27 protein-coding genes and 1 pseudogene are annotated in these 24,395 nt (G+C 62.1%); 7 read left to right on the forward strand and 21 right to left on the reverse strand.

The genetic code is table 11. The features are described 5' to 3' along the window. Positions 1-56 precede the first annotated feature (56 nt). Genes NKI41_RS29050 through NKI41_RS29065 form a run of 4 tightly spaced genes read right to left on the reverse strand, consistent with a single transcriptional unit; the run spans position 57 to position 2,799 of the window. Positions 57-797: an ABC transporter ATP-binding protein gene (locus NKI41_RS29050; protein WP_352686159.1), complete on the reverse strand. Its 741-nt coding sequence runs from the start codon at positions 795-797 to the stop codon at positions 57-59. Further along, the gene (locus NKI41_RS29055; RefSeq protein WP_352686145.1) at positions 766-1,563 is read right to left on the reverse strand and encodes an ABC transporter permease; all 798 of its coding nucleotides are present in this window, start codon (positions 1,561-1,563) and stop codon (positions 766-768) included. Before NKI41_RS29055 ends, NKI41_RS29050 begins: the two co-directional genes overlap by 32 nt. Next, positions 1,560-2,546, reverse strand: coding sequence for an ABC transporter substrate-binding protein (locus NKI41_RS29060; protein ID WP_352686147.1), 987 nt, complete (start codon positions 2,544-2,546; stop codon positions 1,560-1,562). The genes NKI41_RS29055 and NKI41_RS29060 overlap by 4 nt, the downstream gene beginning before the upstream one ends. Positions 2,547-2,589: 43 nt before the next feature. Continuing rightward, positions 2,590-2,799 carry a hypothetical protein gene (locus NKI41_RS29065; protein WP_023678830.1) on the reverse strand — a complete coding sequence of 70 codons (210 nt, stop codon included), beginning with the start codon at positions 2,797-2,799 and terminating at the stop codon, positions 2,590-2,592. Between the two features lie 364 nt (positions 2,800-3,163). Between NKI41_RS29065 and NKI41_RS29070 the strand changes: the two genes are divergently transcribed. Next, complete coding sequence (locus tag NKI41_RS29070; RefSeq protein ID WP_352503280.1) at positions 3,164-3,544, forward strand: c-type cytochrome; 381 nt, start codon at positions 3,164-3,166, stop codon at positions 3,542-3,544. A gap of 61 nt (positions 3,545-3,605) precedes the next feature. Here NKI41_RS29070 and gph read toward each other — a convergent pair whose 3' ends face one another. The 10 genes and pseudogenes from gph to NKI41_RS29120 all read right to left on the reverse strand — a co-directional run bounded on the left by gph (position 3,606) and on the right by NKI41_RS29120 (position 13,611). Continuing rightward, positions 3,606-4,307 carry a phosphoglycolate phosphatase gene (gene gph, locus NKI41_RS29075; protein WP_352617341.1) on the reverse strand — a complete coding sequence of 234 codons (702 nt, stop codon included), beginning with the start codon at positions 4,305-4,307 and terminating at the stop codon, positions 3,606-3,608. After that, positions 4,304-4,861, reverse strand: coding sequence for a thioredoxin family protein (locus tag NKI41_RS29080; protein WP_352617338.1), 558 nt, complete (start codon positions 4,859-4,861; stop codon positions 4,304-4,306). The genes gph and NKI41_RS29080 overlap by 4 nt, the downstream gene beginning before the upstream one ends. A 40-nt stretch (positions 4,862-4,901) precedes the next feature. Continuing rightward, complete coding sequence (rpe, locus tag NKI41_RS29085) at positions 4,902-5,588, reverse strand: ribulose-phosphate 3-epimerase (protein ID WP_352541879.1); 687 nt, start codon at positions 5,586-5,588, stop codon at positions 4,902-4,904. Positions 5,589-5,650: 62 nt separating this feature from the next. Beyond that, positions 5,651-6,589 carry a CbbX protein gene (gene cbbX, locus NKI41_RS29090; protein ID WP_352686149.1) on the reverse strand — a complete coding sequence of 313 codons (939 nt, stop codon included), beginning with the start codon at positions 6,587-6,589 and terminating at the stop codon, positions 5,651-5,653. A gap of 7 nt (positions 6,590-6,596) precedes the next feature. Continuing rightward, a complete protein-coding gene (locus NKI41_RS29095) occupies positions 6,597-7,031 on the reverse strand; it encodes a ribulose bisphosphate carboxylase small subunit (RefSeq protein WP_352474618.1) in 435 nt (144 codons plus the stop codon). 18 nt (positions 7,032-7,049) lie between these two features. Then, positions 7,050-8,543 (reverse strand): ribulose-bisphosphate carboxylase large subunit, encoded by a 1,494-nt coding sequence (locus tag NKI41_RS29100; protein ID WP_352617332.1) that lies wholly within the window; start codon positions 8,541-8,543, stop codon positions 7,050-7,052. A gap of 21 nt (positions 8,544-8,564) precedes the next feature. Further along, positions 8,565-9,642: pseudogene (gene fba / locus NKI41_RS29105) on the reverse strand (class II fructose-bisphosphate aldolase). 12 nt (positions 9,643-9,654) lie between these two features. Beyond that, positions 9,655-11,676 (reverse strand): transketolase, encoded by a 2,022-nt coding sequence (gene tkt / locus NKI41_RS29110; protein WP_352617327.1) that lies wholly within the window; start codon positions 11,674-11,676, stop codon positions 9,655-9,657. Positions 11,677-11,686: 10 nt separating this feature from the next. Continuing rightward, positions 11,687-12,559, reverse strand: a complete 873-nt coding sequence (locus NKI41_RS29115; RefSeq protein ID WP_023678839.1) for a phosphoribulokinase — start codon at positions 12,557-12,559, stop codon at positions 11,687-11,689. Between the two features lie 5 nt (positions 12,560-12,564). Next, entirely contained in the window at positions 12,565-13,611 is a 1,047-nt protein-coding gene (locus NKI41_RS29120) for a class 1 fructose-bisphosphatase (protein ID WP_352686151.1), read from the reverse strand. Between the two features lie 123 nt (positions 13,612-13,734). Here NKI41_RS29120 and NKI41_RS29125 point away from each other — a divergent pair, with 123 nt between their 5' ends. After that, on the forward strand, positions 13,735-14,694 hold the full coding sequence (locus NKI41_RS29125; protein WP_352617321.1) for a LysR family transcriptional regulator: 960 nt from the start codon (positions 13,735-13,737) through the stop codon (positions 14,692-14,694). Positions 14,695-14,905: 211 nt separating this feature from the next. Here NKI41_RS29125 and NKI41_RS29130 read toward each other — a convergent pair whose 3' ends face one another. Beyond that, on the reverse strand, positions 14,906-15,364 hold the full coding sequence (locus tag NKI41_RS29130; RefSeq protein WP_352474610.1) for a nuclear transport factor 2 family protein: 459 nt from the start codon (positions 15,362-15,364) through the stop codon (positions 14,906-14,908). 111 nt (positions 15,365-15,475) lie between these two features. After that, positions 15,476-15,838 carry a hypothetical protein gene (locus tag NKI41_RS29135; RefSeq protein ID WP_352474608.1) on the reverse strand — a complete coding sequence of 121 codons (363 nt, stop codon included), beginning with the start codon at positions 15,836-15,838 and terminating at the stop codon, positions 15,476-15,478. An 80-nt stretch (positions 15,839-15,918) separates the two neighbouring features. Here NKI41_RS29135 and NKI41_RS29140 point away from each other — a divergent pair, with 80 nt between their 5' ends. The 4 genes from NKI41_RS29140 (at position 15,919) to NKI41_RS29155 (ending at position 19,202) form a co-directional block, all read left to right on the forward strand. Next, positions 15,919-16,497, forward strand: a complete 579-nt coding sequence (locus tag NKI41_RS29140) for a TetR/AcrR family transcriptional regulator (protein ID WP_352617315.1) — start codon at positions 15,919-15,921, stop codon at positions 16,495-16,497. Positions 16,498-16,544: 47 nt separating this feature from the next. Then, a complete protein-coding gene (gene fabF, locus NKI41_RS29145; RefSeq protein WP_352617312.1) occupies positions 16,545-17,849 on the forward strand; it encodes a beta-ketoacyl-ACP synthase II in 1,305 nt (434 codons plus the stop codon). Positions 17,850-17,915: 66 nt separating this feature from the next. Next, positions 17,916-18,731, forward strand: a complete 816-nt coding sequence (locus NKI41_RS29150; protein WP_352617309.1) for an oxidoreductase — start codon at positions 17,916-17,918, stop codon at positions 18,729-18,731. A gap of 270 nt (positions 18,732-19,001) precedes the next feature. Then, positions 19,002-19,202, forward strand: coding sequence for a hypothetical protein (locus tag NKI41_RS29155; protein WP_352617307.1), 201 nt, complete (start codon positions 19,002-19,004; stop codon positions 19,200-19,202). Positions 19,203-19,229: 27 nt separating this feature from the next. Here NKI41_RS29155 and NKI41_RS29160 read toward each other — a convergent pair whose 3' ends face one another. The 5 genes from NKI41_RS29160 to NKI41_RS29180 all read right to left on the reverse strand — a co-directional run bounded on the left by NKI41_RS29160 (position 19,230) and on the right by NKI41_RS29180 (position 23,855). Further along, entirely contained in the window at positions 19,230-19,859 is a 630-nt protein-coding gene (locus NKI41_RS29160; protein ID WP_352686153.1) for a hypothetical protein, read from the reverse strand. Beyond that, positions 19,859-20,719 (reverse strand): lanthanide ABC transporter permease protein PedC, encoded by an 861-nt coding sequence (locus NKI41_RS29165; protein ID WP_352458846.1) that lies wholly within the window; start codon positions 20,717-20,719, stop codon positions 19,859-19,861. The genes NKI41_RS29160 and NKI41_RS29165 overlap by 1 nt, the downstream gene beginning before the upstream one ends. A gap of 11 nt (positions 20,720-20,730) precedes the next feature. Next, positions 20,731-21,519, reverse strand: coding sequence for a lanthanide ABC transporter ATP-binding protein PedB/LutE (locus NKI41_RS29170; RefSeq protein WP_352617301.1), 789 nt, complete (start codon positions 21,517-21,519; stop codon positions 20,731-20,733). Positions 21,520-21,617: 98 nt separating this feature from the next. Beyond that, entirely contained in the window at positions 21,618-22,583 is a 966-nt protein-coding gene (locus tag NKI41_RS29175; RefSeq protein ID WP_352541893.1) for a YVTN family beta-propeller repeat protein, read from the reverse strand. A gap of 21 nt (positions 22,584-22,604) precedes the next feature. Then, positions 22,605-23,855, reverse strand: coding sequence for a lanthanide ABC transporter ABC transporter substrate-binding protein PedA1 (locus NKI41_RS29180; protein WP_352686155.1), 1,251 nt, complete (start codon positions 23,853-23,855; stop codon positions 22,605-22,607). 242 nt (positions 23,856-24,097) lie between these two features. On the opposite strand from NKI41_RS29180, the gene NKI41_RS29185 reads away from it, so the two are divergent. After that, on the forward strand, positions 24,098-24,395 hold a 298-nt coding region (locus NKI41_RS29185; protein ID WP_352686157.1), incomplete at its 3' end, for an alcohol dehydrogenase catalytic domain-containing protein.

Genomic DNA, 24,395 nt, shown 5'->3' on the forward strand with positions numbered 1-24,395 from the left:
CCATCGGCCATTGGCTGCGAAATACCTTGCAATCCGCATTCGAGCCAGTAAGGCGATCAGGCCACACCCGGAAATTTTTGCTGGAACGACCGCAAAAGGTCGCTGATCACCTGTGGATTGCGATGTTGTCGCGGCACTCTTACGTCGAACATGCCGAGCACGTGGGCTGGGCGTTGCGCAAGCACGATGATGCGGTCCGACAGCATCAGTGCCTCGCGCAGATTGTGCGTTACCATCAAGGCGGTCGTAGGCCGCGCTGACCACACGGTCAAAAGCAATTGCCGAAGCCGCTCGGCGGTCTGTTCGTCGAGGGAGGCAAAGGGTTCGTCTAGGAAAAGCACCGCCGGTTCGGTGGCGAAAGCCCTGGCAAGCGCTGCCCTGCGCGCAAGGCCGAGCGAAAGCTCCGCCGGATAGAGCGAGCGCATGCCGGCGAGGCCGAGAGTGTCAAACAGCTCGTCGAGACTCTTCACTCTTAGGCTTTTCGGCAGCGCCAGCCTGACATTCTGCTCCACCGTCCGCCATGGCAGCAAAGTAGGCTCCTGGAACACGGCGGCGATGCGGTTCGAGCCGCCTTGCGGCAGTTGGAAAGAGCCGGAAAAGTCTTTGTCCAGTCCAAGCAGGATGCGCAACGTCGTGGTCTTGCCGCAGCCCGACGGCCCAAGCAGGCAAGCGAATTCGCCCGGCCGGATCTCGAAGGACAGACCCTGAAGCGCCGTGATCCACACGCCTTGCGCGGACCTGAAGGTCTTTTCGGCGATATCGACCCTAAGCGGGACGGCGACGCCAACGGGTTGCATGTCGTTCAATGGGCTGCACCAGGAGAAGTTCGATGACAAGCATCACCGCCACGAAAGCCAGCGTGTAGGCGAGAATGGCGGCGACGTCGAAGAGCTGGAAATAGAGATAGATCTGGAAACCGACGCCATTGGAGCGGCCGAGCAGTTCGACCACCAGGACGATCTTCCAGATGAGGGCGATGCCGGACCGCGAGGCCGCGGCAAAATAGGGCTGCAGTTGCGGCAGCAGGACATGGCGGATGCGCTCGAGTGGGGCGAAGCGGTAGACGGCGGCCATTTCGGCATAACGCGGATCAAACGCCCTGGCGCCTTCGCGCATCGTCACCACGACATTCGGGATCTTGTTCACGGCAACTGCGCCAATCGCCGCCGCCTCGTTGAGGCCGAACCAGATATAGGCGAGCACGATGACCACCAGCGCGGGAATGTTGAGAAACAGGACCACCCATGGACTGAAGAACCGGTCCGCACCGCGGTAGCTGCCGAGGATGACGCCAATGACCGAGCCGATAATCATTGCGACCACGTACGCCGCAGCAACCCGTCCGAGCGTCGCGCCAAGGTGATAAAAAAGGTCGCCGCTCGCCGCTTCCCTGAGCAGCACCTGCCAGACCTGCCCTGGTGAGGGCAAAGCGCGGCTTTGCCACAGATTGGCCGCGAGGCTCCACAGCAGGCAAAGTCCCAGCAGGGAAACCGTTACCGTCAGCGCTGGCGTCAGCGCCGTCGCAAAGCCGGATCGACGCGACTTGTCTTCCGTTGCGGTCATTTCGCGAGTTCCGGCCAGAACGTGCCGGGCGCCATCTCGGGCGCCCTGCCAACCAGCTTCTCGCCGCCTATCGCGGCCAGCACGTGATAGAGTTTGCCCGCATCGGCCGCTTCTTCGGCGACCGGCCGTCTGGGGATGCCCTGGCGATAGCGGTCGCGCAGCTTTTCCAGCTCCTTGCCTTCTGCGCGCATGAGTGGCGCCAGGCGCAGCCATTCATCATCGGATCTGGCCAGCAAGTCCTTGGCCTGCTTGGAGGCCTTGACGAAGCCCCGGGCGGCATCCGGATTGTCGCTCGCCCATTGGTCGTGGAAGACGTAGCCGAGCGCCGACACTGGGCCCGAGGCACCCAGCGCTTTCGTCGCGTCATCCGCACCGATCAACCGGCGAAAGCCATTGGCCTCGAGCCGGGCGCAGAAATGCCAGAAATTGAGCACGGCATCGAGTTCGCCTTGCATCGCCTTTTCAGAAATCAGCGGCGGCGCGCCAAAGACGACGTCACAGGCTGTCGGCAGGTCGAGGCCGTGCTCGCGTCTGGCCAGCGCCTGGACCAGTAGCCAGCTCTTGTCGAGCGGGCCGCCGGCGACACCGATTTTCTTTCCCTTGAGGTCGGCGAGCGTCCCAATCGGCGATTCCTCCTTCACCATGATTGCCCCCACGGCGGTCGAATAAGGGGCCAATGTAAGGTCGCCGCCCTCGGAGCGCTGGCGCGAGACCCACAGCCAGTCGGTCACGATCATGTCGATCGCGCCGGCCAGCAGCGCGACGTTGGTCGCATCCTCCCCGGCGAAGTAGACAATCTCCAGATCGATCCTGTTGGCCTCGTCGAGCTTGTGGCGTTTCAGCGTATCGAGTTCCCAGCTCACGGTGCCGAACTTCAGGACACCAATTCGGACCTTGGCGGCCGCAAAGACGGCAACCGGCCTTGAGGCGAGGATGGCCCCCAGAGCCGCCAAGCGCAGCGTCGTACGCCGCGAAATCATCATGGCGTCTCCTCTTTCAGGGCCGTCGACGAACCAGGAATGTCGATCAAATCGCTCGTTCCTTGCTAGGAACGGCACATTTCCAGCGCACGACCTTGAGACTCGGATGTTCCTGAGACCATTTTGCGATCTCGGCGGGCGCCAGGAACATGCATTGGAACAGAGAGCCGCGGCTCTCGAAATAGAGATGTTCATCTCGGCAATTGCCCGGATTGGCGCTAAGGCACACCGTTAATATGAGATCGACCATGTCCATTTGGCACTTATCGTCGCCTGCGCGGCGAACTCTCCAGAGTTCGTGCTTTGGAGTTGCGCGGATTCCTGAAGGTGCCCAAACAGCAAACCGGTTGGAGTGAGGCTACGCGTTCGGCCAACAGGCGTCAATGATGTGGACCGCGTGTCGCTACACACTTCCCTTCGCGCAGTCGGGAAACGAAACAGGACCTTTGTACGATTGACTTCCCTCATCGGCAGTCTAGCTTTTCGAGGTGTGCAGGTGCTGCCAGTCCGGGGAGGAAGGACGAATGGTTCGCTCTCCCGCTTTAAAACGAATGCCGGCGATCAAGGCATCGACACGCGTAAAGTGTCCCGGGCACTCACACGATCAATGAGGAAATGCCATGCGCGCAGTCGCTTTTTTCGCCGCCGTGTCCGTCGCCACCTTTGTCACTACCCAGTCTCAGGCACAGGATGCCGCGGCGGGTGAGAAGGTCTTCGCCAAATGCAAGGTCTGCCACGTCGCAGACAAGGACCAGAACAAGGTCGGCCCGTCCTTGAATGGCGTCATCGGCCGAACGGCCGGCACGCATCCAGGGTTCAGCTATTCCAAGGCTATGACCGAGGCCGGCAAGTCCGGCGTCAAATGGGACGAAGCCACGCTGACGACCTATCTTCGCGATCCCAGGGCGATGGTCAAAGGAACCAAGATGGCGTTTGTCGGTCTCAAGAAAGACGAGGACATCGCCAACGTCATTGCTTATCTGAAACAATTCTCAAAATAACGCGGTACTGCCGGCCGTTGGACTGCGCTCGGCCGGCGTTGGCTAGGCTTTGCGCATGGGGTCACGCAGCGTCTTGCAGCCTCTGCATCGCGGACGGCAGATCGAACAGGCTGTCGCAAACGAGGTCGGCGCCAAGCTCTTCAACGGGAATTTGGCTGTATCCGCCACGCAGCAGAATGACTGCCATGCCGGCGGCGCGGGCGGCGGCCACGTCGGCGCTGCTGTCTCCGACCATCAGCGTGTCACGAGGTTCGACCTGAAGCAGGTCGAGCGCCAGCAACAGCGCGTCTGGCGCCGGTTTCAATGATGTCACCGCGTCTCCGCCGACGATCGCGCCGAGATATTCCGTCAGCCGAAAATGCAGCAGGATTTCGCGCGCCGCCAGCTGCGGCTTGTTGGTCACCACGGCCATGGCTATTCCGCTCAAATGCAAGTGCGTGAGAACCTCCCTGACGCCAGGCATCAGCCTCGTGCGGCCGGTCAGATGCCTGCGATAGATCGGCGCCATGACGCGGTTGGCCTCATCGAGCGCGCTGCCGAGGAGCGGCGTGCCGGAAGCCGCGAAGGCGCGTTCGACCAGTTTCCTGATGCCGCCGCCGATCATGGCCTTGACCTGATCCAGCCGCAGCGGCGGCAGATCGTGGCCGGCCAGCAATTCGTTGACGGCGGCCGCCATATCAGGCGCCGAATCGACCAGTGTGCCGTCGAGGTCGAACAGGATCGCCTTGGGCGAGCGAAACGGCCTGCCTGCGCCGACGTTCATGCAGCATCCTTCCACTTGATCGAACAGCCGATCGAAGCGATCTGGTCAAGCGGTCCGTCGCCGGTTCGGGCAACCTGCTTCATCGCCTCGAACAGGTCGCGCCTCAGCCTGGGCGATTCGGCGTCGCGTCGCGACGCGTCCAGCCGGCCGCGGTATTGCAGCGTCAACTCGCTGTTGAGCCCGAAGAAATCCGGGGTGCAAACGGCTCCGTAGGCACGCGCCACCGTCTGGTGCTCGTCATGGAGATAGGGGAAAGTGAGGCCGTTCGTCCTGGCAAAGAGCTTCATGTTGTCGAAGGAATCATCTGGATAGGCGTCGCTATCATTGGAGTTGATGGCGACAAAGCCGATGCCTTCGGCCTTGAGGTCATTGGCGTCGCGCACCATGCGTGAAATCACTGCCTTCACATAGGGGCAGTGGTTGCAGATGAAGGCCACCACCAGCCCGTTCGGGCCGGCGTGGCTTAAGATCGAATGCGATGTGCCGTCGACGCCTGGCAAAACGGCGTCGATGGCTCGCCAGCCGAAATCGCAGACAGGTGGGATTGCCGCCAAGTTTTCCTCCGATGAAATGTTTGCCCTCCGATGAAACGGTTTACGCCGCTTTCCGGATCGCCCCGTCGGCCGCCTGCCTGATGGCGCCGATATTGGCGCGATAGGCCGCCTCGGTGCCGCCCTTAAAGATGGCCGAGCCGGCGACCAGCACATTGGCGCCGGCCGCGGTGACCAGCGGAGCGGTTTCGGGCGTGACGCCGCCGTCGATCTCTATGTCGATCGGACGATGGCCGACCAGCGCCTTGACCCGCCTGACCTTGTCGACGACCGCCGCAATGAAGGCCTGGCCGCCGAAGCCCGGATTGACCGTCATCAGAAGCACCAGATCGAGCCGGTCAAGTACATATTCGATGACGCTTTCCGGCGTTGACGGGTTCAGCGACACGCCGGCCTTCTTGCCGAGATTTCTGATTGCCTGCAGCGAACGGTCGAGATGCGGTCCGGCCTCGGCATGCACCGTAATGATGTCGCAGCCGGCATCGGCGAAGGCGCCGAGATAGGCGTCGGCCGGCGCGATCATCAGGTGGCAGTCGAAGACCTTGTCCGTTCGATTACGGATCGCCTTGACCACAGGCGGACCGAAGGTGATGTTGGGCACGAAATGGCCATCCATCACGTCGAGATGGATCCAGTCGGCACCCGCCCGGACGACCGCTTCGACCTCGTCGCCGAGCCGCGAGAAGTCCGCGGAAAGCACCGAGGGCGCGATGATTGTCTTGCTATCCATGGTCGTCGGCTCCCATTCTGTCGTCCGTTTCCGGTCGCTGCACACCAACCGCCGTCATCTTGTCAGCGCGCCTTCGTCTCCGGTTCGCCTTCGAGCTTACCTTCCGCGAACACGCGGCTGCCGCGAATATCGGATTCCTCGATGGTGATAAGATCGATTTTCGTCAACGCCCGGTCGCGCGATGCGAAAAGCCGGCCGGCCTGGCGAAGCCGCGCCCGGTCGAGGCTATTGCGAACGGAGCGGGCGTTGGAGAAATGCGGCAGCCGCATGCGGATCGGGAGATACTCTTCGAGCGCCTTGGCCGCCGCTTCGCTGAGGCGGTAATTCTGTTCCGCCAGCATGATCTCGGCGATTGATTTGAGTTCGCTGACGCCGTAGTCCGGAAAATCGAGGTGATGGGCGATGCGCGAGCGCATGCCGGGATTGCTGTCGAAGAAGCGGTCCATCTTGTCCTTGTAGCCGGCAAGAATCACGACCAGATCGTCACGGTTGTTTTCCATGCATTGCAGCAGGATTTCGATCGATTCCTGGCCGTAGTCGCGTTCGTTCTCGGGCTTGTAGAGATAGTAGGCCTCGTCGATGAAAAGCACCCCGCCCATGGCGCGCTTGATCACTTCGCGGGTTTTGGGCGCGGTGTGGCCCACATACTGGCCGACGAGATCGTCGCGCGTCACCGCGACCATGTGGCCTTCGCGGACATAGCCGAGACGATGCAGGATTTCGGCCATTCTGAGCGCCACGGTGGTCTTTCCGGTACCGGGATTCCCCGTAAAGTTCATGTGCAGCGTCGGCGCGCCAGAGGTCAGCCCGAACTTGCGGCGAAGCCGGTCGACCAGAAGCAGCGCCGCGATCTCGCGGATGCGGGTCTTGACGGGCTTCAGGCCGACGAGTTCGCGGTCGAGCTTGTCCATCACCTCGTCGATGTTGGACGCCTCGAACTCGGCCTGTAGATCAACCGATTCGCCCTGCGCGGCAGCGCTCTTTGCTATCGCGTCCAGCATGGTTCGCCTAGCTCCGTTCGCCTTCGGGCCTGTCGGTCGCATAAGGCACGATCGAATAGCCCTGACTGCGGCCGTCACGCTCTTGGCGCAGCAGCCGGAACCCGGGTTCATTGGGTGGCCGGTTGACGATGAATGACATGCGCGGTGCTTCCCAGCCCTTGGTCGAATCGAAGGCGGTGACCCGGACATACATGTTGGGCATAGCTTTCCGGCAATTGTCGACTTCAAGCAGGATGCCCGCCGGGTCCCTCAGGTCGAACATCGGGTTGCCGTACATTTCCCAATAGGTGTTTCGCGGATGTGGATCGTCCGTGTACTCGACGCTGACCGCCCAGTGGTTTTTCAGTGCGTATTTGATCTGCGCCGAAATCTGCTCATCGGTTAGCTCGGGCAGGAACGAAAACTGTCCCTGCGTGACCTTGTTTCCGGGATTGGTCATCATGGCGACGGTTCCTTTCGTCTAGAAGCTCGGCGTTGCGGTTGGCACGAAGTCGGCCGTGTCGGTCGATTCGTAGTTGAAGGTGACGTCCTTCCACGTCTCCAGGGCGGCCTTGAGCGGCGTGCACCATCTGGCCGCCTGTTCGAGGATTTTGGTTCCTTCGCGCAGATAGTCGCGGCCCTCGTTGCGGGCGAGGATCATCGCCTCCAACGCGACGCGATTGGCCGTCGCGCCGGCCTGGATGCCGTCCGGATGGCCGATCGTGCCGCCGCCGAACTGCAGGATGACGTCCTCGCCGAGATAATGGATTAACTGGTGCATCTGGCCGGCATGGATGCCGCCGGAGGCGACGGGCATCACCTTGTTGAGCGAGGCCCAGTCCTGATCGAAGAACAGCCCGGTTTCGAGGTTCTGCGGCGTGCGCTCCTCGCGCAGCGTGTCATAAAACCCCTTGATCATAAGCGGGTCGCCTTCCAGCTTGCCGACCACCGTGCCGGCATGGATGTGATCGACGCCGGCCATCCGCATCCATTTGCAGATGACGCGAAAATTCATGCCATGGTTCTTCTGGCGCGAATAGGTCGAGTTGCCGGCCCGGTGGAGGTGCAGGATCATGTCGTTGCGGCGTGCCCACTTGGCCATCGACTGGATCGCCGTGTAGCCAATGACGAGGTCGATCATGACGATGCAGGAGCCAAGCTGTTTTGCAAATTCGGCGCGCTCGTACATGTCCTCCATCGTGCCGGCGGTGACGTTGAGATAATGGCCCTTGACTTCGCCGGTGGCGGCCGACGCCTTGTTCACAGCCTCCATGCAGTAGAGGAAGCGGTCGCGCCAATGCATGAAGGGCTGTGAGTTGATGTTCTCGTCGTCCTTGACGAAGTCGAGGCCACCCTTCAGCGCCTCGTAGACGACGCGGCCGTAGTTGCGGCCGGACAGGCCAAGCTTCGGCTTCGTCGTCGCGCCGAGCAGCGGCCGGCCGAACTTGTCGAGCCGCTCGCGTTCCACCACGATGCCGGTCGCCGGGCCCTGGAAGGTCTTGAGGTAAGCCACCGGGATGCGCATGTCCTCGAGCCGCAAGGCCTTCACGGCCTTGAAGCCGAACACGTTGCCGATGATCGATGCAGTCAGGTTGGCGATGGAGCCGGGCTCGAACAGGTCGAGGTCGTAGGCGATATAGGCGAAGTACTGTTGCTCGATCCTGGTGCCTGGACCTGTGTTCGGCACCGGCTCGGATTTGAATGCCTTGGCGCGGTAGAGCTCGCAGGCGGTCAGCCTGTCGGTCCACACCACGGTCCATGTCGCGGTAGAGGATTCGCCGGCGATGGCGGCGGCCGCCTCCTCGTGGTCGACGCCGGGCTGCGGCGTGATCCGAAACATGGCGATCAGGTCGGTCTCCTTGGGCCGGTAGTCCGGCTCCCAGTAGCCCATCTTCTTGTAGGGGATGACGCCCGACCTGTAGCGTTCCTTGCCTTCCTTGAGCGTGCCTGCTGAGGGCGTGTCGATCTTGTTCATGGCAGGTCTCCTGTTTGCCGCTCAGGCGGCTTTCGCGGTTGCGATTTGGGGGTCGAGCTTTCCTGCGGCGTAACGTTTCGCCATCTCATCCATGGCGATCACCCTGATCTTCGACGCGTGGCCTGCGGTGCCGAAGCGTTCGAAGCGATCGCGGCAAAGGTCGCGCAGCGCGTCCATGGCGGGTTTCAGGAATTTACGCGGATCGAATTCGCGCGGGTCCTCCGTCGCAACGCGGCGGAACTGCCCGGCCATGGCCATTCGGCAATCGGTGTCGATGTTGACCTTGCGCACGCCGTAGCGGATGCCGCGCTCGATTTCCTCGACCGGGACGCCAAAGGTCTGGGGCATCTCGCCGCCATAGTTGTTGATGATATCCTGCAGTTCCTGCGGCACGGAGGAAGACCCGTGCATGACCAGATGCGTGTTGGGCAGCTTTTCGTGAATCGCCTCGATCACCTGCATGGCCAGGATGCCGCCGTCAGGCTTGCGGCTGAATTTGTAGGCGCCGTGCGAGGTACCGCAGGCGATCGCCAGCGCGTCGACCAGTGGCGGTGACGAAGTCGACCGCCTGATCGGGATCGGTCAAAAGCTGGTCATGGGAAAGCGCACCTTCGGCGCCGTGCCCGTCCTCGGCCTCGCCCTGGCCGGTCTCCAGCGAGCCGAGCACGCCGAGCTCGCCTTCGACCGAAGCGCCGACCCAATGCGCCATGCGTGCGACACGTTCGGTGATGGCGACGTTGTAATCGTAGCTCGCCGGTGTCTTGGCATCCACCATCAGCGATCCGTCCATCATCACCGAGGTGAAGCCGTGGCGGATCGCCGACAGGCAGGTGGCTTCGTTGTTGCCGTGATCCTGATGGATGCAGAGCGGAATGGCCGGATGGATTTCGGTCAACGCCTCCATCATTTTGGCCAGCATGATGTCATTGGCATAGGAACGGGCGCCGCGTGAGGCCTGGATGATAACCGGCGCATCGCAGGCCCTGGCGGCCTCCATGATAGCGAGGCCCTGTTCCATGTTGTTGATGTTGAATGCCGGCACCCCGTAGCCGTGCTCGGCGGCATGGTCGAGAAGCTGGCGAAGGGTGATGCGGGCCATTGTCGGTTTCTCCTAGATGATGAGCTTCAGCGCCGCTGCCGCGACGGCTTCGGGCGTGATGTCGAAATGCCGGTAGAGATCCGGGGCAGGGGCGCTGGCGCCGAAACCGGCCATGCCGACGAAAGTGCCGGTGTCGCCGATCCAGCGGTCCCAGCCGAGCCGTGCTGCGGCTTCGGTGGCAATGCGGGGCGCCGAGCCGAGGACGGCCTTGCGGGTGCCGGCGTCCTGCTCCTCGAAAAGCTCCCAGCACGGCATCGAGACAACCGCGGCGGCGACGCCGTGCCCGGTCTCCAGCCGTTCGGCGGCGGCAACCGCGATCTCGACCTCCGAGCCGGTGGCGATCAGCGTCACCGCGCGCTGCCCGACTGGCTCGCGCAGGATGTAGGCGCCCCGGCTCGACCGGTTCTCGTCGCTGTGTGGCTCGTCGCTAGGTGGTTGGCGCAGCATCGGCAGGTTCTGGCGCGAGAGCACCAGCACGCTCGGCCGCTTCTCGCTTCTCAGCGCCAGTTCCCAGCACTCCGCCGTTTCGATGATGTCGGCCGGGCGGAAGACGTTGAGGTTTGGCGTCGCCCGCAGCATCGCCAGGTGCTCGACCGGCTGGTGGGTCGGGCCGTCCTCGCCGAGACCGATGGAATCATGCGTCATCACATAGATGACACGCTGGCCCATGAGCGCCGAGAGCCGCATCGCGCCGCGCGCATAGTCGGCGAAGCACAGGAACGTGCCGCCATAAGGCACGAAGCCGCCATGCAGTGCGATGCCGTTCATGGCTGCGGCCATGCCGTGCTCGCGGATTCCATAGTGGATGTAGCGGCCTGCGTAGTCGCCCGGCGCGATGCGGCTCATACCCTTGGTGATCGTCAGGTTCGAATGCGTCAGATCAGCGGACCCGCCGACGGTCAGTTCGGTTGCGCCATTGATCGCAGCGAGTGCCATTTCCGAGGCTTTTCGCGTTGCAACCTTGGTCGCCTTCCCGACATGCTCCTTGCGGAAAGCGCCAAGTGCTTCGAAGACCGCGTCGGGCAGGGCGCCGGCGAGCGCGCTCTCGAAGGCCTGCCGCCGTGGCGAGGCGGCAAGCCGCTGCTCCCAGGCGCGGCGTGCCGCTTGACCGCGGCCGGCAACCTCGCGCCAGGCGAAAAGGATATCGTCCGGCACCTCGAACGGCGCGAAGGCCCAGCCGATGTTTTCGCGCGTCGCTGCGATCTCCGCATCGCCCAGCGGCGCGCCATGCGTCTTTTCCGAACCACCCAGATTTGGCGCGCCCTTGCCGATCACCGTGCGGCAGGCGATCAGAGACGGCTGGTCCGATTGCTGAGCCGCTTCGATTGCCGCCGCAACGGTTTCGGTGTCGTGGCCGTTCACCGACTGGACATGCCATCCAGCGGCTTTGAACCGCGCCGGCTGGTCCATCGATGTCGACAGCGATGTGGGCCCGTCGATCGAGATCGCATTGTCGTCCCAAAAGACGATCAGCCGGGAGAGCTTCAGGTGACCGGCAAGATCGATCGCCTCGTGGCTGATGCCTTCCTGCAGGCAGCCGTCGCCGGCGATCGCGTAGGTGAAATGGTCGACGAGATCGGCGCCGTGGCGGGCCGCCAGCATGCGCTCCGCCAGCGCCATGCCGACAGCGGTGGAAATGCCTTGTCCAAGCGGGCCGGTCGTCGTCTCGATGCCAAGCGCATGGCCATATTCCGGATGTCCGGCGGTGCAGCTGCCCAGCTGGCGAAACCGCTGCAATTCTTCGATAGGCATGTCTTCAAAGCCTAGCAGGTAATGCAGCGCATACTGCAGCATCGAGCCGTGCCCGGCTGAGAGCACGAAGCGGTCACGATCGGGCCAGGTGGGCGCCGACGGATCGATGTTGATGAAGCGGCTGAACAGCACCGTCGCGACATCGGCCATGCCCATCGGCATGCCCGGATGACCGGAATTGGCCTTTTGGACGCTGTCCATCGCCAGTGCGCGAATGGCGTTGGCCATGTCGCGCTCCGAGACGGCGGCGACGGGCTTCAGTGCTGCTGCCTGGCTGTTCATGGCGTCCTCCTCACGACACACGGTTCTTGCGTTCGATCAATTGCAGGATGAGCGGCGTCAGGATCAGCTGCATGGCAAGGTCGAGCTTGTTGCCGGGCACCACTATGGAATTCGGCCGCGACATGAACGAGTCGTGGATCATCGAAAGCAGGTAGGGGAAATCGATGCCGCGGGGATTGGCGAAGCGGATAACCAGCATCGATTCGTCGGGCGTCGGAATCCAGCGCGCGATGAATGGATTGGACGTGTCGACGATCGGCACGCGCTGGAAGTTGATGGCGGTCTGCGAAAACTGCGGGACGATGTAGCGGACATAGTCCGGCATGCGGCGCAGGATCACGTCCATCACCGCTTCGGTGGAATAGCCGCGCGTTGCGCGGTCGCGATGGATCTTCTGGATCCATTCGAGATTTATGACCGGCACCACGCCGATCTTGAGATCCGCGTGCCTGGCCAGGTTGATCTTGTCGGTGACGACGCAGCCATGCAGGCCCTCATAGAAAAGCAGGTCGCTCGGCGGAAATTCGCGCCATTCGGTGAAATGTCCCGGCGGCGTGCCGTACTGCTTCTCCTCATCCTCATCATGGATGTATGTGCGGGTCTTTCCGGTTCCCCGGCGGCCATATTCCTCGAATACCTCTTCGAGGATTGCCAGCTCATTGGCCTCGGCGTGGAAGTGGGTGAAGTTCGGATTGCCCGCCTTTTCCTCCTCGGCCACCTTCGCCTTCATCGTAGCGCGGTCGTAGCGATGGAAAGCATCGCCTTCGATGAAGGCGGCCCCGATGTTCTCGCGCCGGAAGATCAATTCGAAGATGCGCTTGACAGAGGTGGTGCCTGCGCCCGACGACCCGGTGATGGTAATGATGGGGTGCTTTGCCGACATGGTCTTCAGGCCCTGAAAAGGCCGCGGCGGCTGAACAGCGGCGCGCGCTCGCCGATGGCGCTCGGCTCGGTGTGGTAGCGGGTGATGCGCGCGACTTCCCGCGCCGATCCGAAAACCATGGGCACGCGCTGGTGCAGGCTCTCGGGTTCGATTTCGAGGATGCGGGTCATCGTATCGGTGGCGGCACCGCCCGCCTGTTCGACGAGATAGGCGATCGGGTTTGCCTCATAGACGAGGCGAAGTCGCCCCTGCCTGTAGCCCTTGCGCTTGTCGCCTGGATACAGGAATACGCCGCCGCGCATCAATATGCGGTAGCAGTCCGCAACCAGGGAGGCGATCCAGCGCATGTTGAAGTCCTTCTCACGTGGGCCTTCGGTGCCTTCAAGGCAGTCGTCGATGTAGAGCCGCACCGCCTCGTCCCAATGCCGGTAGTTGGCGGCGTTGATGGCGAACTCCTGGGTTCGCTGCGGGATGATCCGGCTCTCGTAGGCCTGGACGAAGGTGCCGAGCCTGGTAGAGAGAACGAAGACATGGGTGCCGCTGCCGAGCGACAGAACCAGCGCCAGCTGCGGGCCGTAGATGAAGAAACCGGCGCCCAGCTGGTTCAAGCCCGCCTGCAAAAACGAGGCGGCCGGATTCCTATCCGGCGCGCCAGTTGCAGGGAGGAGCGAGAAGACCGTTCCGATCGACACGTTGGTGTCGATGTTGGATGAGCCGTCGAGCGGGTCGATGGCGATGGCAAGAGGCGCTTGCCTGTCGAGCAGCACCGGCTGCTCCAGTTCCTCGGAAGCGTAGAGCGCGACCGGAGCGTGGCGCATGGCGTCGAGGAAGATATCATCGGCGAAGACATCGAGATCCTTCTGGATGTCGCCGTCAGCATTGGCGCCGCGGGTTCCCGCAAAGGCGGTGCCGAGCACCCCTTGATTGATGGTGTTGCGGATTGTGGTGGCCGCCTGCGTCAGCTGACGGATGGTCGCTACGACGGCGTAGCGCAGTTCGTCCGGCTCGCCAAGATAGGAGTTCAGAAAAGCGTCGAGCGTTGCCGCTGGCATCGTAACCTCCCGATCCAGCCGCCTCTCCTCGGGTCGGCCGGATTGGGAAAGGAGAACAAACGACGTTGGATAAGTAAAATTCAATAACTTTACTCAGGCAGTAAAAAAATTTTAGTATGCCGTATGAGAAACCTCACGCTCAAGCAGTTCAAGACCGTTCAGGCAATCATCAGCCACGGAAAAATCGTCAGCGCGGCCAAGGTGTTAGGCCTGTCTCCTCCAGCGGTGACGATCCAGTTGCAGCAAGTGGAGGAGGAGTTCCAACTGGCCTTGTTCGACCGGACGTCGGACGGCATGCGTCCCACTGCCGCAGGTCTGGCCTTCGTCGAGACGGCACAGGCCATCGAGGAGCGGCTTCGTCTGCTCGAAGACAAGATGGATGCGATCAAGGGCGTGCGCGCCGGCAGCTTGCGGCTCGGCGTCGTTTCCACGGCCAAATATTTCGCGCCGCGGCTGATGGCCGCCTTCATGAAGGAACATCCAGATATCGACATGCGCCTTGCCATCGGCAACCGCGCCGAGACGATCGACAATCTGAAGAACCACGATATCGATATCGCGCTGATGGGACGCCCGGCCAAGGAAGTCCCGGTGCGTGCTTCGGTCTTCGGCGATCACCCGCTGGTCATCATCGCACCGCCCGACCACCCGCTGGCGTCGGCACGCGACATTTCCAAGGAGCGGATCGCCGAGGAGCATTTCCTCATTCGCGAGCCCGGATCCGGAACGCGCATCTCACTGGAAATATTCCTGAGCGACGTGCCCGGCCGCATCGACGATCTCGGCGTCGAGATGGATTCGAACGAGACCATCAAGCAGGCGGTGATGGCCGGGCTCGGCATCGCCTTCATCTCTGCCCACACCATCGCTGCCGAAACCGAAGCCGGCAGGCTGGTTATCCTCGACGTTGTCGGCATGCCGATCCGCCGGCAATGGTTTTCGGTGATGCGCAGCGATCACGCGATCTCGCCGGCGATGGCGACCTTCCACGATTTTCTGATGCGCAAGGGCGCGATGTACCTGCCACTGTTCGGCAAGCTCTATCCGCACGAGGAGCCGAACACCAAACGTCGCGCAACTTAGGGCGCGCGCGGTCCAGGCAAACGCTTCAGACAAACGATGGTGCATATCAGCGGCTGATCGGCTGTGATCTCCAGACCGACGTGCACGAGCCGAGGATAGGGAGGCATCGCGGTGGCACGCATTTGCGGAGCGAGGCGACCGCCCTCCAGCGCTGGGGCCACGGGGTAGCGGCCCCGCGTTCACGGAACGGTGGGCTTTGATTGAGCGTCTGCTAACTTACAATTGGTTCGGCGACAGCTTCTTCGAGGCCAGCTGCCGCTTGGGCGGCAAGACCGCGGGCCGCTGCTTGTGAATCGTAAAATTCCTCAAGTGCATAGACTCTGCCCCACCGCAGGGTGAACACGTGGAGACCACGGTTGACGTACGACGCGTCGCCATTGAGCAGCGTTGCGGTGCCGTCCCACTGGGCAAACACGGTGGTATGCCACGGCCAGCCCTTCACCCAGATGTGGTTGACCGTGAGATGGAGATTGGGCAGGACGCGGCCGAGGCGCTCAAACCAGCGGCGCATGGCTTCTTTGTCGTGGCGCTCACCACCAAGCGCGTGAGCGCCCGAAACGCGGTGATGGACATGCAGCGCGAGTGCCTTCACCGCCTCATCCCAGCGATGGTTGTTGACGTGGTCGAAGCTCTCTCGGATCGATTTCTCGACAAAATAACTGTATAGCATTTGACCTCTCCCCAAACTTATTCGATGGCGTGATCGAGGCACCGTGTGGCGAGCCGAGCGGACGCGAGAGCCCACGGCCAGCAGCACGCCGGCTGCAGTCCGAACTTCGGCTCAGCGTATTGTCGCGTCGGCTCGCAGACGCATGTCAGTCTCGGTCGACACCGTCACCTCATCCCCGGACCTTGAGAACGCGTAGAGCGAGCCTCGGTGGCCCGGCATGGAAAAGGCCACGGAGTCATCGTCGGCGAGACCCATGACGACGCGCAGCGGATCACCCCCGGTCTTCGGCGCGAAGGTGGCGGTGACCTCCAGGAGGCCGCCGTCGACCGGGACGTAGTAGACAACCATGTCAAGGTGTCCCTCGTGCAGGCTGCCGCCCTCGATCGGGCGTCCGACGGTGGCTTCCTCGGCAAAAGCCGGAGTCGCAAGAAACAGCGCGGCCAGGAGCGATGCGCTCAGGGTTTTGCGGATCATTTCGCATCTCCTTTTTAGATTGCGTTCGAACTCTATATAGGCTATAGATTACGAACGCAATCTAAAAAAAGAGGTCAACAATGCGCGTAAGTCGTACCCAGGCAGCGGAAAACCGAGAAACCGTCATCAACGTGGCAAGCCGCCTTTTTCGGGAGCGCGGTTTTGACGGCATCGGCCTTAAGGATCTGATGAAGGGTGCCGGGCTGACCCAAGGCGCGTTTTACAAGCAGTTCGCATCCAAGGACGACCTGGCGGCGCAGGCGTCCAGGCGGGCGATGGAGAGCGCCACCCGTCGATGGTCGGCCGCGACCGCGGCAAAACCCGAGGATCCGCTTGGCGCGGTGATCGCGTTCTACCTCAGCATGGACCATCGCGAAGAAAGGATGGACGGCTGCCCGATCGTGGCGCTCGGTTCGGATGCCGCCAGACAGGGCGTGGACGTGAGAGCGTCGTTCGAAGCCGGGATCAGGGAATATCTTGAGATGTTTGGTAGTTGGGTTGGCGAGGCCGACGGCGAGCGGCCCGGCGACAAGGCCATGGCCATTCTCTCGACAATGGTCGGTGCGGTGCTCCTTTCGCGCGTCGTCAACGACCCCGACCTCGCGCAGGCATTTCTGGATGCGGCGACAGAACAGGTTCGCGAAGCAGCCGGCGCTTGAACGGCGTGCGCAGCGCTGGCGGCGCACCCAAATTGATAGGAAAATAGATGCGACGGATTGTTGTCACAGGCATGGGAGCGGTCACGCCCCTTGCTGCCGATGTCGAAGCGTCCTGGTCGCGTCTCCTGGCCGGCCGCTCGGGCATCCGCAGGCTTGCGGATGATGTGGTGTGCGACCTGCCGGCGAAGGTCGGCGGGGTGGTGCCCTCCACAGAAGAAGATCCGGACGCTGGTTTCGATCCGGAAGCGATCCTTCCGCCGAAGGATCAGCGCAAGGTAGACCGGTTCATTCTCTTTGCGCTGGCCGCGGCACGAGAAGCGCTCGCCCAAGCAAGATGGGCCCCCGTCTCGGAAGCGGATCGCTTGCGCACGGCCACGATCATCGCCTCGGGCGTCGGCGGGTTCCCGGCCATAACCGAGGCGGTGCGCACGGTCGACCGGCGCGGCGTCCGCCGTCTATCACCTTTTACGGTGCCGTCCTTCCTGGTGAACCTCGCGGCAGGCCACGTCTCGATCCGCTACGGCTTCAAAGGTCCGCTCGGTGCACCCGTGACGGCGTGCGCGGCCGGCATTCAGGCGATCGGCGATGCGGCTCGCCTGATCCGCGCCAACGAGGCCGATATTGCCGTGTGCGGCGGGACGGAAGCATGCATGAATCTTGTCAGCCTCGGTGGGTTTGCGGCGGCACGCTCTCTTTCGACGTCCTTCAATCACCGTCCTGATGAGGCCTCCCGACCGTTCGACAAGTCGCGGGACGGCTTCGTCATGGGCGAAGGAGCAGGCATGCTGGTCATCGAGGAATTGAGCCACGCGCTGGCGCGCGGCGCAAGACCGCTGGCCGAGCTTGTCGGCTACGGCACGACGGCGGATGCTCATCACGTCACCTCCGGTCCCGAGGACGGCGACGGTGCGCGCCGGGCCATGGAGGTCGCAATCGCCCAAGCAGGGATTTCGCCCCGCGAGGTTCGTCATCTCAATGCCCATGCGACCTCCACGCCGGTGGGCGACCTGGGTGAGATCGAAGCGATCAAGAGCGTGTTCGGGCGCGATTTCGCGATAGCTGTCAGTGCAACGAAATCGGCGACCGGACACCTGCTCGGAGCCGCCGGCGGGCTCGGAGCAATCTTCGCAATCCTGGCGCTCAGGGATCAGATGGCACCGCCGACCCTCAATCTGAGCGCTCCCGATCCGGCCGGCGACGGGATCGACTTCGTCGCAAACCGGGCCCGGCCGATGGCGACGGGCTACGCAATCGCCAATGGCTTCGGCTTCGGAGGCGTTAATGCCAGCGCGCTGTTCCGGCGCTGGACGGATGATCTGGCCGGCGCGAGTACCGGAGGCGCTCATGACTGACGCCTTTCGCTCCGACCTGTCGTGCTTCTCCCACGCCAATCCAAAACGAAGAAAGAAGTGACCTCCATGAACAAGACCAATCTAGGCGTCGCCCTGGTGACGGGGGCATCCAGCGGTATCGGGCACACAACGGCCAAAGCCCTGCAGAACGCGGGCTTTCGCGTGTTCGGAACCAGCCGTCGCGCGGTCGTCGACCGATCCAATGGCATTACCATGCTGGCCTGTGACGTGACCGATGAGGCGTCCGTGGCGAAACTTGTCCAGGACGTGCTGGCCGAGACCGGGCGCATCGACCTGCTTGTCAACAATGCCGGCGTTGGCCTGCTTGGTGGCGCGGAGGAGTCCTCGATGGCCCAGGCCAAGTCGTTGTTTGACGTGAACGTCTTTGGCGTTATGCGAGTAACCAAAGCGGTGTTGCCGACAATGCGCCGCCAAGGCAAGGGCAGAATCGTCAATTTGAGCTCGGTGCAGGGGTTCATTCCAGCTCCCTATTTCGCGCTTTATTCGTCGACCAAGCATGCCGTTGAGGGCTACTCCGAATCGCTCGACCACGAACTGCGTCCTTTCGGAATTCGCGTCGTGTTGGTGGAGCCCGCCTATACCCGCACCTCATTTGAAGAAAATCTCGCCAGGCCGGATCAGTTGCTCGATATCTATGACACTGCGCGCGCCGGCATGAATGCAGCTGTGCGGAAAGCGATGGAAAAAGGCGATGCGCCGGAAGTGGTGGCCAGGACCGTTTTGGCGGCTGCGACCGATCCCGCTCCGAAGGGGCGCTATGCGGCTGGAAAAATGGCGCGCCAGGTCAGTTTCCTGCGCCGTTTCGTCCCCGCATCCGCATTCGACAAAAGCCTGCGAAAGCAACTCGGGCTCCCGGTTTGATGACATCGACGAACACCCGTCAAGATCGGAATCATCGACGCTGGAAACATCGGCACCACATTGGCGCGGCGCAACCTGACGCGATTGCTCTGCAGAACGCCCTGCGGTCGTTGGCGTTAGATTAGCGCTATGTTATATTGCGGCGCGAAAGAGCGGGGGTCACGTTCCTTTCACACACGTAAGTGATCCGTATGTGCGATCGCTGCAGACTGGTCGGAATCACGGAAACCTCCCGGGCATGGGGTTCGGGATCGATGGGGACAAGGGGCAATGCTTTACACGCTCGTTATGATGGTCTGCCTGACGGCTGTGCCGCAGACCTGTGAACAACGCGAACAGATGGTGGACGGCCTGGCGATGAATCCCGGGACCGCCTTCATGCAGGCGCAATCGCTGGTCGCCCAGTGGATCGAGACGCATCCCGGTTATGTCGTTCAGCGCTGGCGCGTGCTGCCCGGCCGTGGATCATGATATCCGCCGCGAAGATCGAATGAGGTTCTATTTCTTCGCGGCGAGCGTTTCCGAGACGGCCTTGGACAATTGATAAAGCCGCTGCTCGATTATTGTCGGCACTTCACAGACGTAGGTCAGTGATTGGACGCGTTCATCGAAAATTCGCGTTGCGAATTTCAGCTGTTCGGTTCGCCGATCGATCTCTTCGGGATCTGCATCCGGCTTTGCCCGCAATGCATCGACCTCGGACGCTTCCTTGCGCAACGCGGCGGCCATTTCGAGCTGCTTGTGGGCGTAGCGGGAAATGCCGGAGATCACCTGCGAACGCTCGGCGTCCAGGTGGTCGAACATGCCTTGCACCATCATCGCCATTTTGGGTGCACGTTGCTCGGCCGGCAAGGAGGCGGCGAAATCCCTGATCTTCTTTTGAGCTTCCGCAATCGGCATCCGGCGAGCCGACACTTCCTCGATCAGGGCGGAGATGGTGGGGTCCTTCGACCAGTCCTTCGCGGCTGAAGGAAGGTCCGGTCCGCTCCAGATCTGGCCGAGCGAGAGTTGCGGCACCTTGCGCTGCATGCAGGGCCAGTCTGGATCGGGGTTGGCTGCCATGGCGTTGAGGCCCGGCGCGAGCATGGCGACCAGAGCCAGACCGCGAACATGGATCATTCGCGCCATCAGGCATTTCCTCCCGTATCCTGTTTGCGGGTCATCAGGCCGCGCGAAGGGTCGTAGGCGATGATGGCGGCGGCAAGGAACAGCAGCGTGCAGCCGGCAACGACGCCCAGCGACAGCCAGTCAACCTGGCCGTAGAAGGCGAAGCGGATCAGTTCGACGGCATAAGTAAATGGATTGGCGAGGCAGATTTTGTAGAGCAGGGGGCTAGCCTCCTGGATACGCCACAAGGGATAGAGTGCCGGAGAAGCGAAATAGCCGGGAAAGATGACGAAGTTCATGATGCCAGCGAAGTTTTCGAGCTGCTTGATCATCGAAGACAGAAGCATGCCGAGCGCGCACAGCATCATGCCTGACAGGAACAGCGCCGGCAGCACGGTGAGATAGCCAAGCGGCGGCGCTTTGACGCCCCAGAACCAGGCAACGATCAGGAACGCGTAAACCTGCGCGATCGACACGGCGACACCGGCGAGCATCTTCGAGATCAGTAAAAACCAACGCGGGAAGGGGCTGACCAGCAGGGTGCGCATGTTGCCCATTTCGCGATCATAGACCATCGACAGCGAAGACTGCATGCCCGAAAACAGCAGAATCATGCCGCACAGGCCCGGCGTGATGTAGACCTCGTAGAGCACGTAGGTCTTGTAGGGCGGGATGATCGATACGCCGAGCACCTGCCGGAATCCGGCGGCAAAAATGAACAGCCAGACGAGCGGCCGAACCAGCGAGGATATAAAGCGCTCGCGCTGATGCAGGAAGCGCAGGCACTCCCGCACGACGATCCCTTTGAGGCAAACGAGGTAGTGGTGGAGCCCAAACTGTTCGAACTTCACCGGCGTGAGGGCGGCGACTTTTGCGGGCATTGCGGGAGCGCTCATGGCGACATCTCCGCGATGCCGCTTGTCTCGATGCGGTTGAGCCTGGAAAAGGCGTCGCGGATCGAACTGGCACCGCTCGTCGCAACGACATCGGCCACCTTACCCTTGGCAACCAGGTCGCCCTGCCGCAGCACGACGACATGGTCGCCGTCTTCAACCTCATCGATCAGATGCGTCGCCCACAGCACACCGATGCCCTCGGTTTCGACGAGTTTGCGGATGGTGGCCAGAATGCCCGCACGCGACTGGATGTCGAGACCGACCGTCGCCTCGTCGAGCAGCAGCAGGGAAGGGCGGTGGAGCAGCGCCCGCGCGATCTCGATGCGCCGCATTTGGCCGCCGGAAAGACTGCGTGCCTTGTCATGCTGACGGCCATGCATGTTGACTGTATCGAGCAGCGCGGCAATGCGCTGCCGGGCTTGGTGTCCGCCAATGCCATGCAGCGAGGCGTGGTAGGAGAGGTTCTGGTGGACGCTGAGGTCGAGGTCGAGCGTGCGTGCCTGGAATACGATGCCGACACGCCTGAGCGCTTCGCCCGAAGCGCGGCTGACGTCATGGCCGAAGATGCGGATCGATCCGCGGCGGGTGCCGTAAAGATGGCTGATCAGTGAGAACAAAGTTGTCTTGCCGGCCCCATTGAGGCCGAGCAGAACGGTGAAAGTTCCCGGCGCGATCGAGAATGAGACGTCCTGGAGCGCTCGCTTCGGACCATAGGAATGGCTGACGCCGGCAACATCGAGCGCTGCCACCTCCTCTCCAGCTCCGCTTGTCCTCACATGCTGCATGCCGCTGGCTCCTTCGGGGCGCGCTGGTCATCTAGTGCACTTGCAACATCCCCGCGGCAAATATTCATCACGTCGGTCTCCCTGATCATTGCTGCGGTCTAGTGGGGCGATATGGCCACGCCCCAAGGCTGCTGGCCCACCGTAACCGATTGAACCGGCTCGTCCGTCGCCGTGTCGATGAAGGTGATGTCGTTGGAATTGCCGTTGGTGGTGATCAGCGTCTTCTGATCGGGGGTGAAGTCGAGATGCCAGACGCGCTGGCCGACCAGGATGTATTTTTCCACCTCGTAGGTTTCGGTGTTGATGACGGCGACGTGGTTCGCTGGGCCGAGCGCGACATAGGCTTTCTTGCCGTCCGCGCTGATTGCGATGCCGACCGGCTGGATGGTTTCGGGCCGCAGTCCCGCAATCGCGAACTGGATCTTCTTCACCACCTCGCGTTTGAGACTGTCGATGACGCTGACGGTACCGCCGATTTCGGCACTGACCCAGATCTGTGATCCGTCGGGCTTGAATTGCGCAAAGCGCGGACGCGTGTCGACCAGCACGTTGTCGGTCACCTCATGGCTGTCGGTGTCGATGAAATGCGCCATGCTGGTGGTTTCGGAGGTGTTGACCATGGTTTTGCCATCGGGACTGACGGCCATGCCTTCAGGCTCCACCCCGACGGGAATCTCGGTCATGACCTGCTTGCTCTCGACGTTGATCGCGGTGACGAGATTGTCGTCCTCGTTGGCGACGTAGAGCGTCTTGCCGTCGGGCGAAAGCACGAACAGTTCGGGATCGGGGCCTGATGGCAGCGTGCCAACGATCTGCAGCGTCGCGGTATCGATGATTTCGATCGTATCGTCATCGCTGGCGCACAAATAGATGAACTTGCCGTCATGCGAGATGGTGATACCGCGCGGCCTCTGGCCGACTTCGACGGTCTTCACCACTTGCATCGTCGCCGTGTCGACGACCGTTATCGTATTGTCTTTCTCGTTGGAGACATAAACGGTGTAAGCCCACGCCGGATTGGCCATGAAGCCGAGAATGGCGAGTGCGCAAGCTCGTCTCTGCACGAAAATTCCTCCCGATTGGTTCTACTTAAGGACGCATTTCGTTTCCGGCTGATCGACGCCGAGCGTATCGAGCTCGGAGATCTGGTGGAGATAACCCTCCTGTGGCGATGTCGAGACCACGGATTTGGTGTCGCCGAGCAGGATTGGCTGGCGAAGCTGATGGTTCCACTGGCGGAAGGTCAGCTTCTGTCCCTTGAAGGCGGCGACCGAGAAATCGCCCGAGCGGATGTAGTCGCTGATCTTCTTCGGATCGTCGCCATTGGTCCGTGTGCTGGCTTCGCCCACCGCCCGCACCGCCGTCCAGGCCGACATATCCTTGGACAGCATTCGCCGGCCGGTCGTCCTCAGGAAACGGCTTTGCATTTGAATGCCACCCCATTGCTCGCTCGCGGGATGCCAGGACGATGCGACAAGACCGGCCGTGCCAGCGACCAGCCGCGGTGTCCAGGTGCGGTAGGGCACATAGGTTCCGAACACCTCGCTCTCATCGGCGACAAGCACCACGTCATGCTCCGGCAGATCCTGCGTGAACACGGAAATCTGCTGCTGTATCTGCGTGGCGCCGGTGTCGGTGCGGCGCGCCGTGCCAGTGTCTTTGAACTCCTTCTCGGCGACGATCTGACCGCCGAAGCGAGCCGCCGCGCGGCGCAACGCGGCCGCATAGAGATGATCCCGCTCATGCGAACCATAGAGCAGCACCCAATTCGGCCATTTCTTTACCACGAGATACTGCGCCAGCGCGTCAGCCAGCATGCTTCGTGTCGGCGCCACATGGAAGATGTTTATGCGGCAGTCTTCCTCGCGCAGGCTGTCGTCTGTGGCACCGACATTGAAGACCAGAACGCCCTTGTCGCGGGCGATGTCGGCGATCGACAGCAATTGCCTGGCCGAGAGGTCAGCGACAACATAGCGGTCACCTTTGGCAATCAGATCGTTGAACGCCTGAACCGCGTCGGCGTCCGGCTTGACCTCGGCTATGTCGAGGCTGAATTTCTGGCTGAGGAACTTTCCTGTCGTGTTGTTGTCGCCGATCGCCACATTGGCGCCGGCGACACCTTCGTCGCGTGGCGGCAGGTCCAGCAGGGAAAGCGCCAGTTGCGGCGCGTAGGCCCGCAAATAACCTATTCTGATTTCGGTTATCTTTCTTTCCGGCCTGTCGGCTGCGACCGGTTGCTTGCCCCTCACTTCCTGGGCCATCACGCCTGTAACGTTGGCGGTCTGGAAAAAAAAGCACAAAAAGGCCGCGAGAGTGCCTGGCACCGCGCTCGTCATCGATAAAACTGCCCATTCTTGCACTAAAGTCCGATTGTTCCCGGACCAGCGCGAATTCAAGGTGCCCACAATGAGCTTAGCGGACGCCACAAGATTTATCAAAGCCCCGCAAGTGGACTTACGTGTCTGCTTTAGTCCTATTCCTTTTCGCGGGGATACGGCGATGAATGAGCGTATTGCGGTCTCATCCGCAGCAATGGCGGAATGAGAAACTCTATGGGTCGTCATGGGAGGATTGCCTGATGAAAACGCGCGCCGCTGTCGCCGTTGCCGCCGGAAAGCCGCTGCAGATCATGGAGGTCGACCTCGAAGGTCCCCGCGATGGCGAGGTGCTGGTCGAGATCAAGGCAACCGGCATCTGCCACACCGACGAGTTCACGCTGTCGGGCGCCGACCCGGAAGGCCTGTTTCCGGCGATCCTCGGCCATGAGGGCGCCGGCATCGTCGTCGACGTCGGCAAGGGCGTCACCTCGGTCAGGAAGGGCGACCATGTCATCCCGCTCTATACGCCGGAATGCCGGCAGTGCCCGTCCTGCCTGT

The organism is Mesorhizobium sp. M0601 (genome assembly GCF_040320845.1).
Lineage (GTDB): Bacteria > Pseudomonadota > Alphaproteobacteria > Rhizobiales > Rhizobiaceae > Mesorhizobium.

Excerpts from the sequence above, each read along its gene's own strand:
- NKI41_RS29050 (WP_352686159.1), bottom strand. The coding sequence starts at position 797 with ATGCAACCCGTTGGCGTCGCCGTCCCGCTTAGGGTCGATATCGCCGAA.
- NKI41_RS29055 (WP_352686145.1), bottom strand. The coding sequence starts at position 1,563 with ATGACCGCAACGGAAGACAAGTCGCGTCGATCCGGCTTTGCGACGGCG.
- NKI41_RS29060 (WP_352686147.1), bottom strand. The coding sequence starts at position 2,546 with ATGATGATTTCGCGGCGTACGACGCTGCGCTTGGCGGCTCTGGGGGCC.
- NKI41_RS29065 (WP_023678830.1), bottom strand. The coding sequence starts at position 2,799 with ATGGACATGGTCGATCTCATATTAACGGTGTGCCTTAGCGCCAATCCG.
- NKI41_RS29070 (WP_352503280.1), top strand. The coding sequence starts at position 3,164 with ATGCGCGCAGTCGCTTTTTTCGCCGCCGTGTCCGTCGCCACCTTTGTC.
- gph (WP_352617341.1), bottom strand. The coding sequence starts at position 4,307 with ATGAACGTCGGCGCAGGCAGGCCGTTTCGCTCGCCCAAGGCGATCCTG.
- rpe (WP_352541879.1), bottom strand. The coding sequence starts at position 5,588 with ATGGATAGCAAGACAATCATCGCGCCCTCGGTGCTTTCCGCGGACTTC.
- cbbX (WP_352686149.1), bottom strand. The coding sequence starts at position 6,589 with ATGCTGGACGCGATAGCAAAGAGCGCTGCCGCGCAGGGCGAATCGGTT.
- NKI41_RS29095 (WP_352474618.1), bottom strand. The coding sequence starts at position 7,031 with ATGATGACCAATCCCGGAAACAAGGTCACGCAGGGACAGTTTTCGTTC.
- NKI41_RS29100 (WP_352617332.1), bottom strand. The coding sequence starts at position 8,543 with ATGAACAAGATCGACACGCCCTCAGCAGGCACGCTCAAGGAAGGCAAG.
- tkt (WP_352617327.1), bottom strand. The coding sequence starts at position 11,676 with ATGAACAGCCAGGCAGCAGCACTGAAGCCCGTCGCCGCCGTCTCGGAG.
- NKI41_RS29115 (WP_023678839.1), bottom strand. The coding sequence starts at position 12,559 with ATGTCGGCAAAGCACCCCATCATTACCATCACCGGGTCGTCGGGCGCA.
- NKI41_RS29120 (WP_352686151.1), bottom strand. The coding sequence starts at position 13,611 with ATGCCAGCGGCAACGCTCGACGCTTTTCTGAACTCCTATCTTGGCGAG.
- NKI41_RS29125 (WP_352617321.1), top strand. The coding sequence starts at position 13,735 with ATGAGAAACCTCACGCTCAAGCAGTTCAAGACCGTTCAGGCAATCATC.
- NKI41_RS29130 (WP_352474610.1), bottom strand. The coding sequence starts at position 15,364 with ATGCTATACAGTTATTTTGTCGAGAAATCGATCCGAGAGAGCTTCGAC.
- NKI41_RS29135 (WP_352474608.1), bottom strand. The coding sequence starts at position 15,838 with ATGATCCGCAAAACCCTGAGCGCATCGCTCCTGGCCGCGCTGTTTCTT.
- NKI41_RS29140 (WP_352617315.1), top strand. The coding sequence starts at position 15,919 with ATGCGCGTAAGTCGTACCCAGGCAGCGGAAAACCGAGAAACCGTCATC.
- fabF (WP_352617312.1), top strand. The coding sequence starts at position 16,545 with ATGCGACGGATTGTTGTCACAGGCATGGGAGCGGTCACGCCCCTTGCT.
- NKI41_RS29150 (WP_352617309.1), top strand. The coding sequence starts at position 17,916 with ATGAACAAGACCAATCTAGGCGTCGCCCTGGTGACGGGGGCATCCAGC.
- NKI41_RS29155 (WP_352617307.1), top strand. The coding sequence starts at position 19,002 with ATGCTTTACACGCTCGTTATGATGGTCTGCCTGACGGCTGTGCCGCAG.
- NKI41_RS29160 (WP_352686153.1), bottom strand. The coding sequence starts at position 19,859 with ATGGCGCGAATGATCCATGTTCGCGGTCTGGCTCTGGTCGCCATGCTC.
- NKI41_RS29165 (WP_352458846.1), bottom strand. The coding sequence starts at position 20,719 with ATGCCCGCAAAAGTCGCCGCCCTCACGCCGGTGAAGTTCGAACAGTTT.
- NKI41_RS29170 (WP_352617301.1), bottom strand. The coding sequence starts at position 21,519 with ATGCAGCATGTGAGGACAAGCGGAGCTGGAGAGGAGGTGGCAGCGCTC.
- NKI41_RS29180 (WP_352686155.1), bottom strand. The coding sequence starts at position 23,855 with ATGACGAGCGCGGTGCCAGGCACTCTCGCGGCCTTTTTGTGCTTTTTT.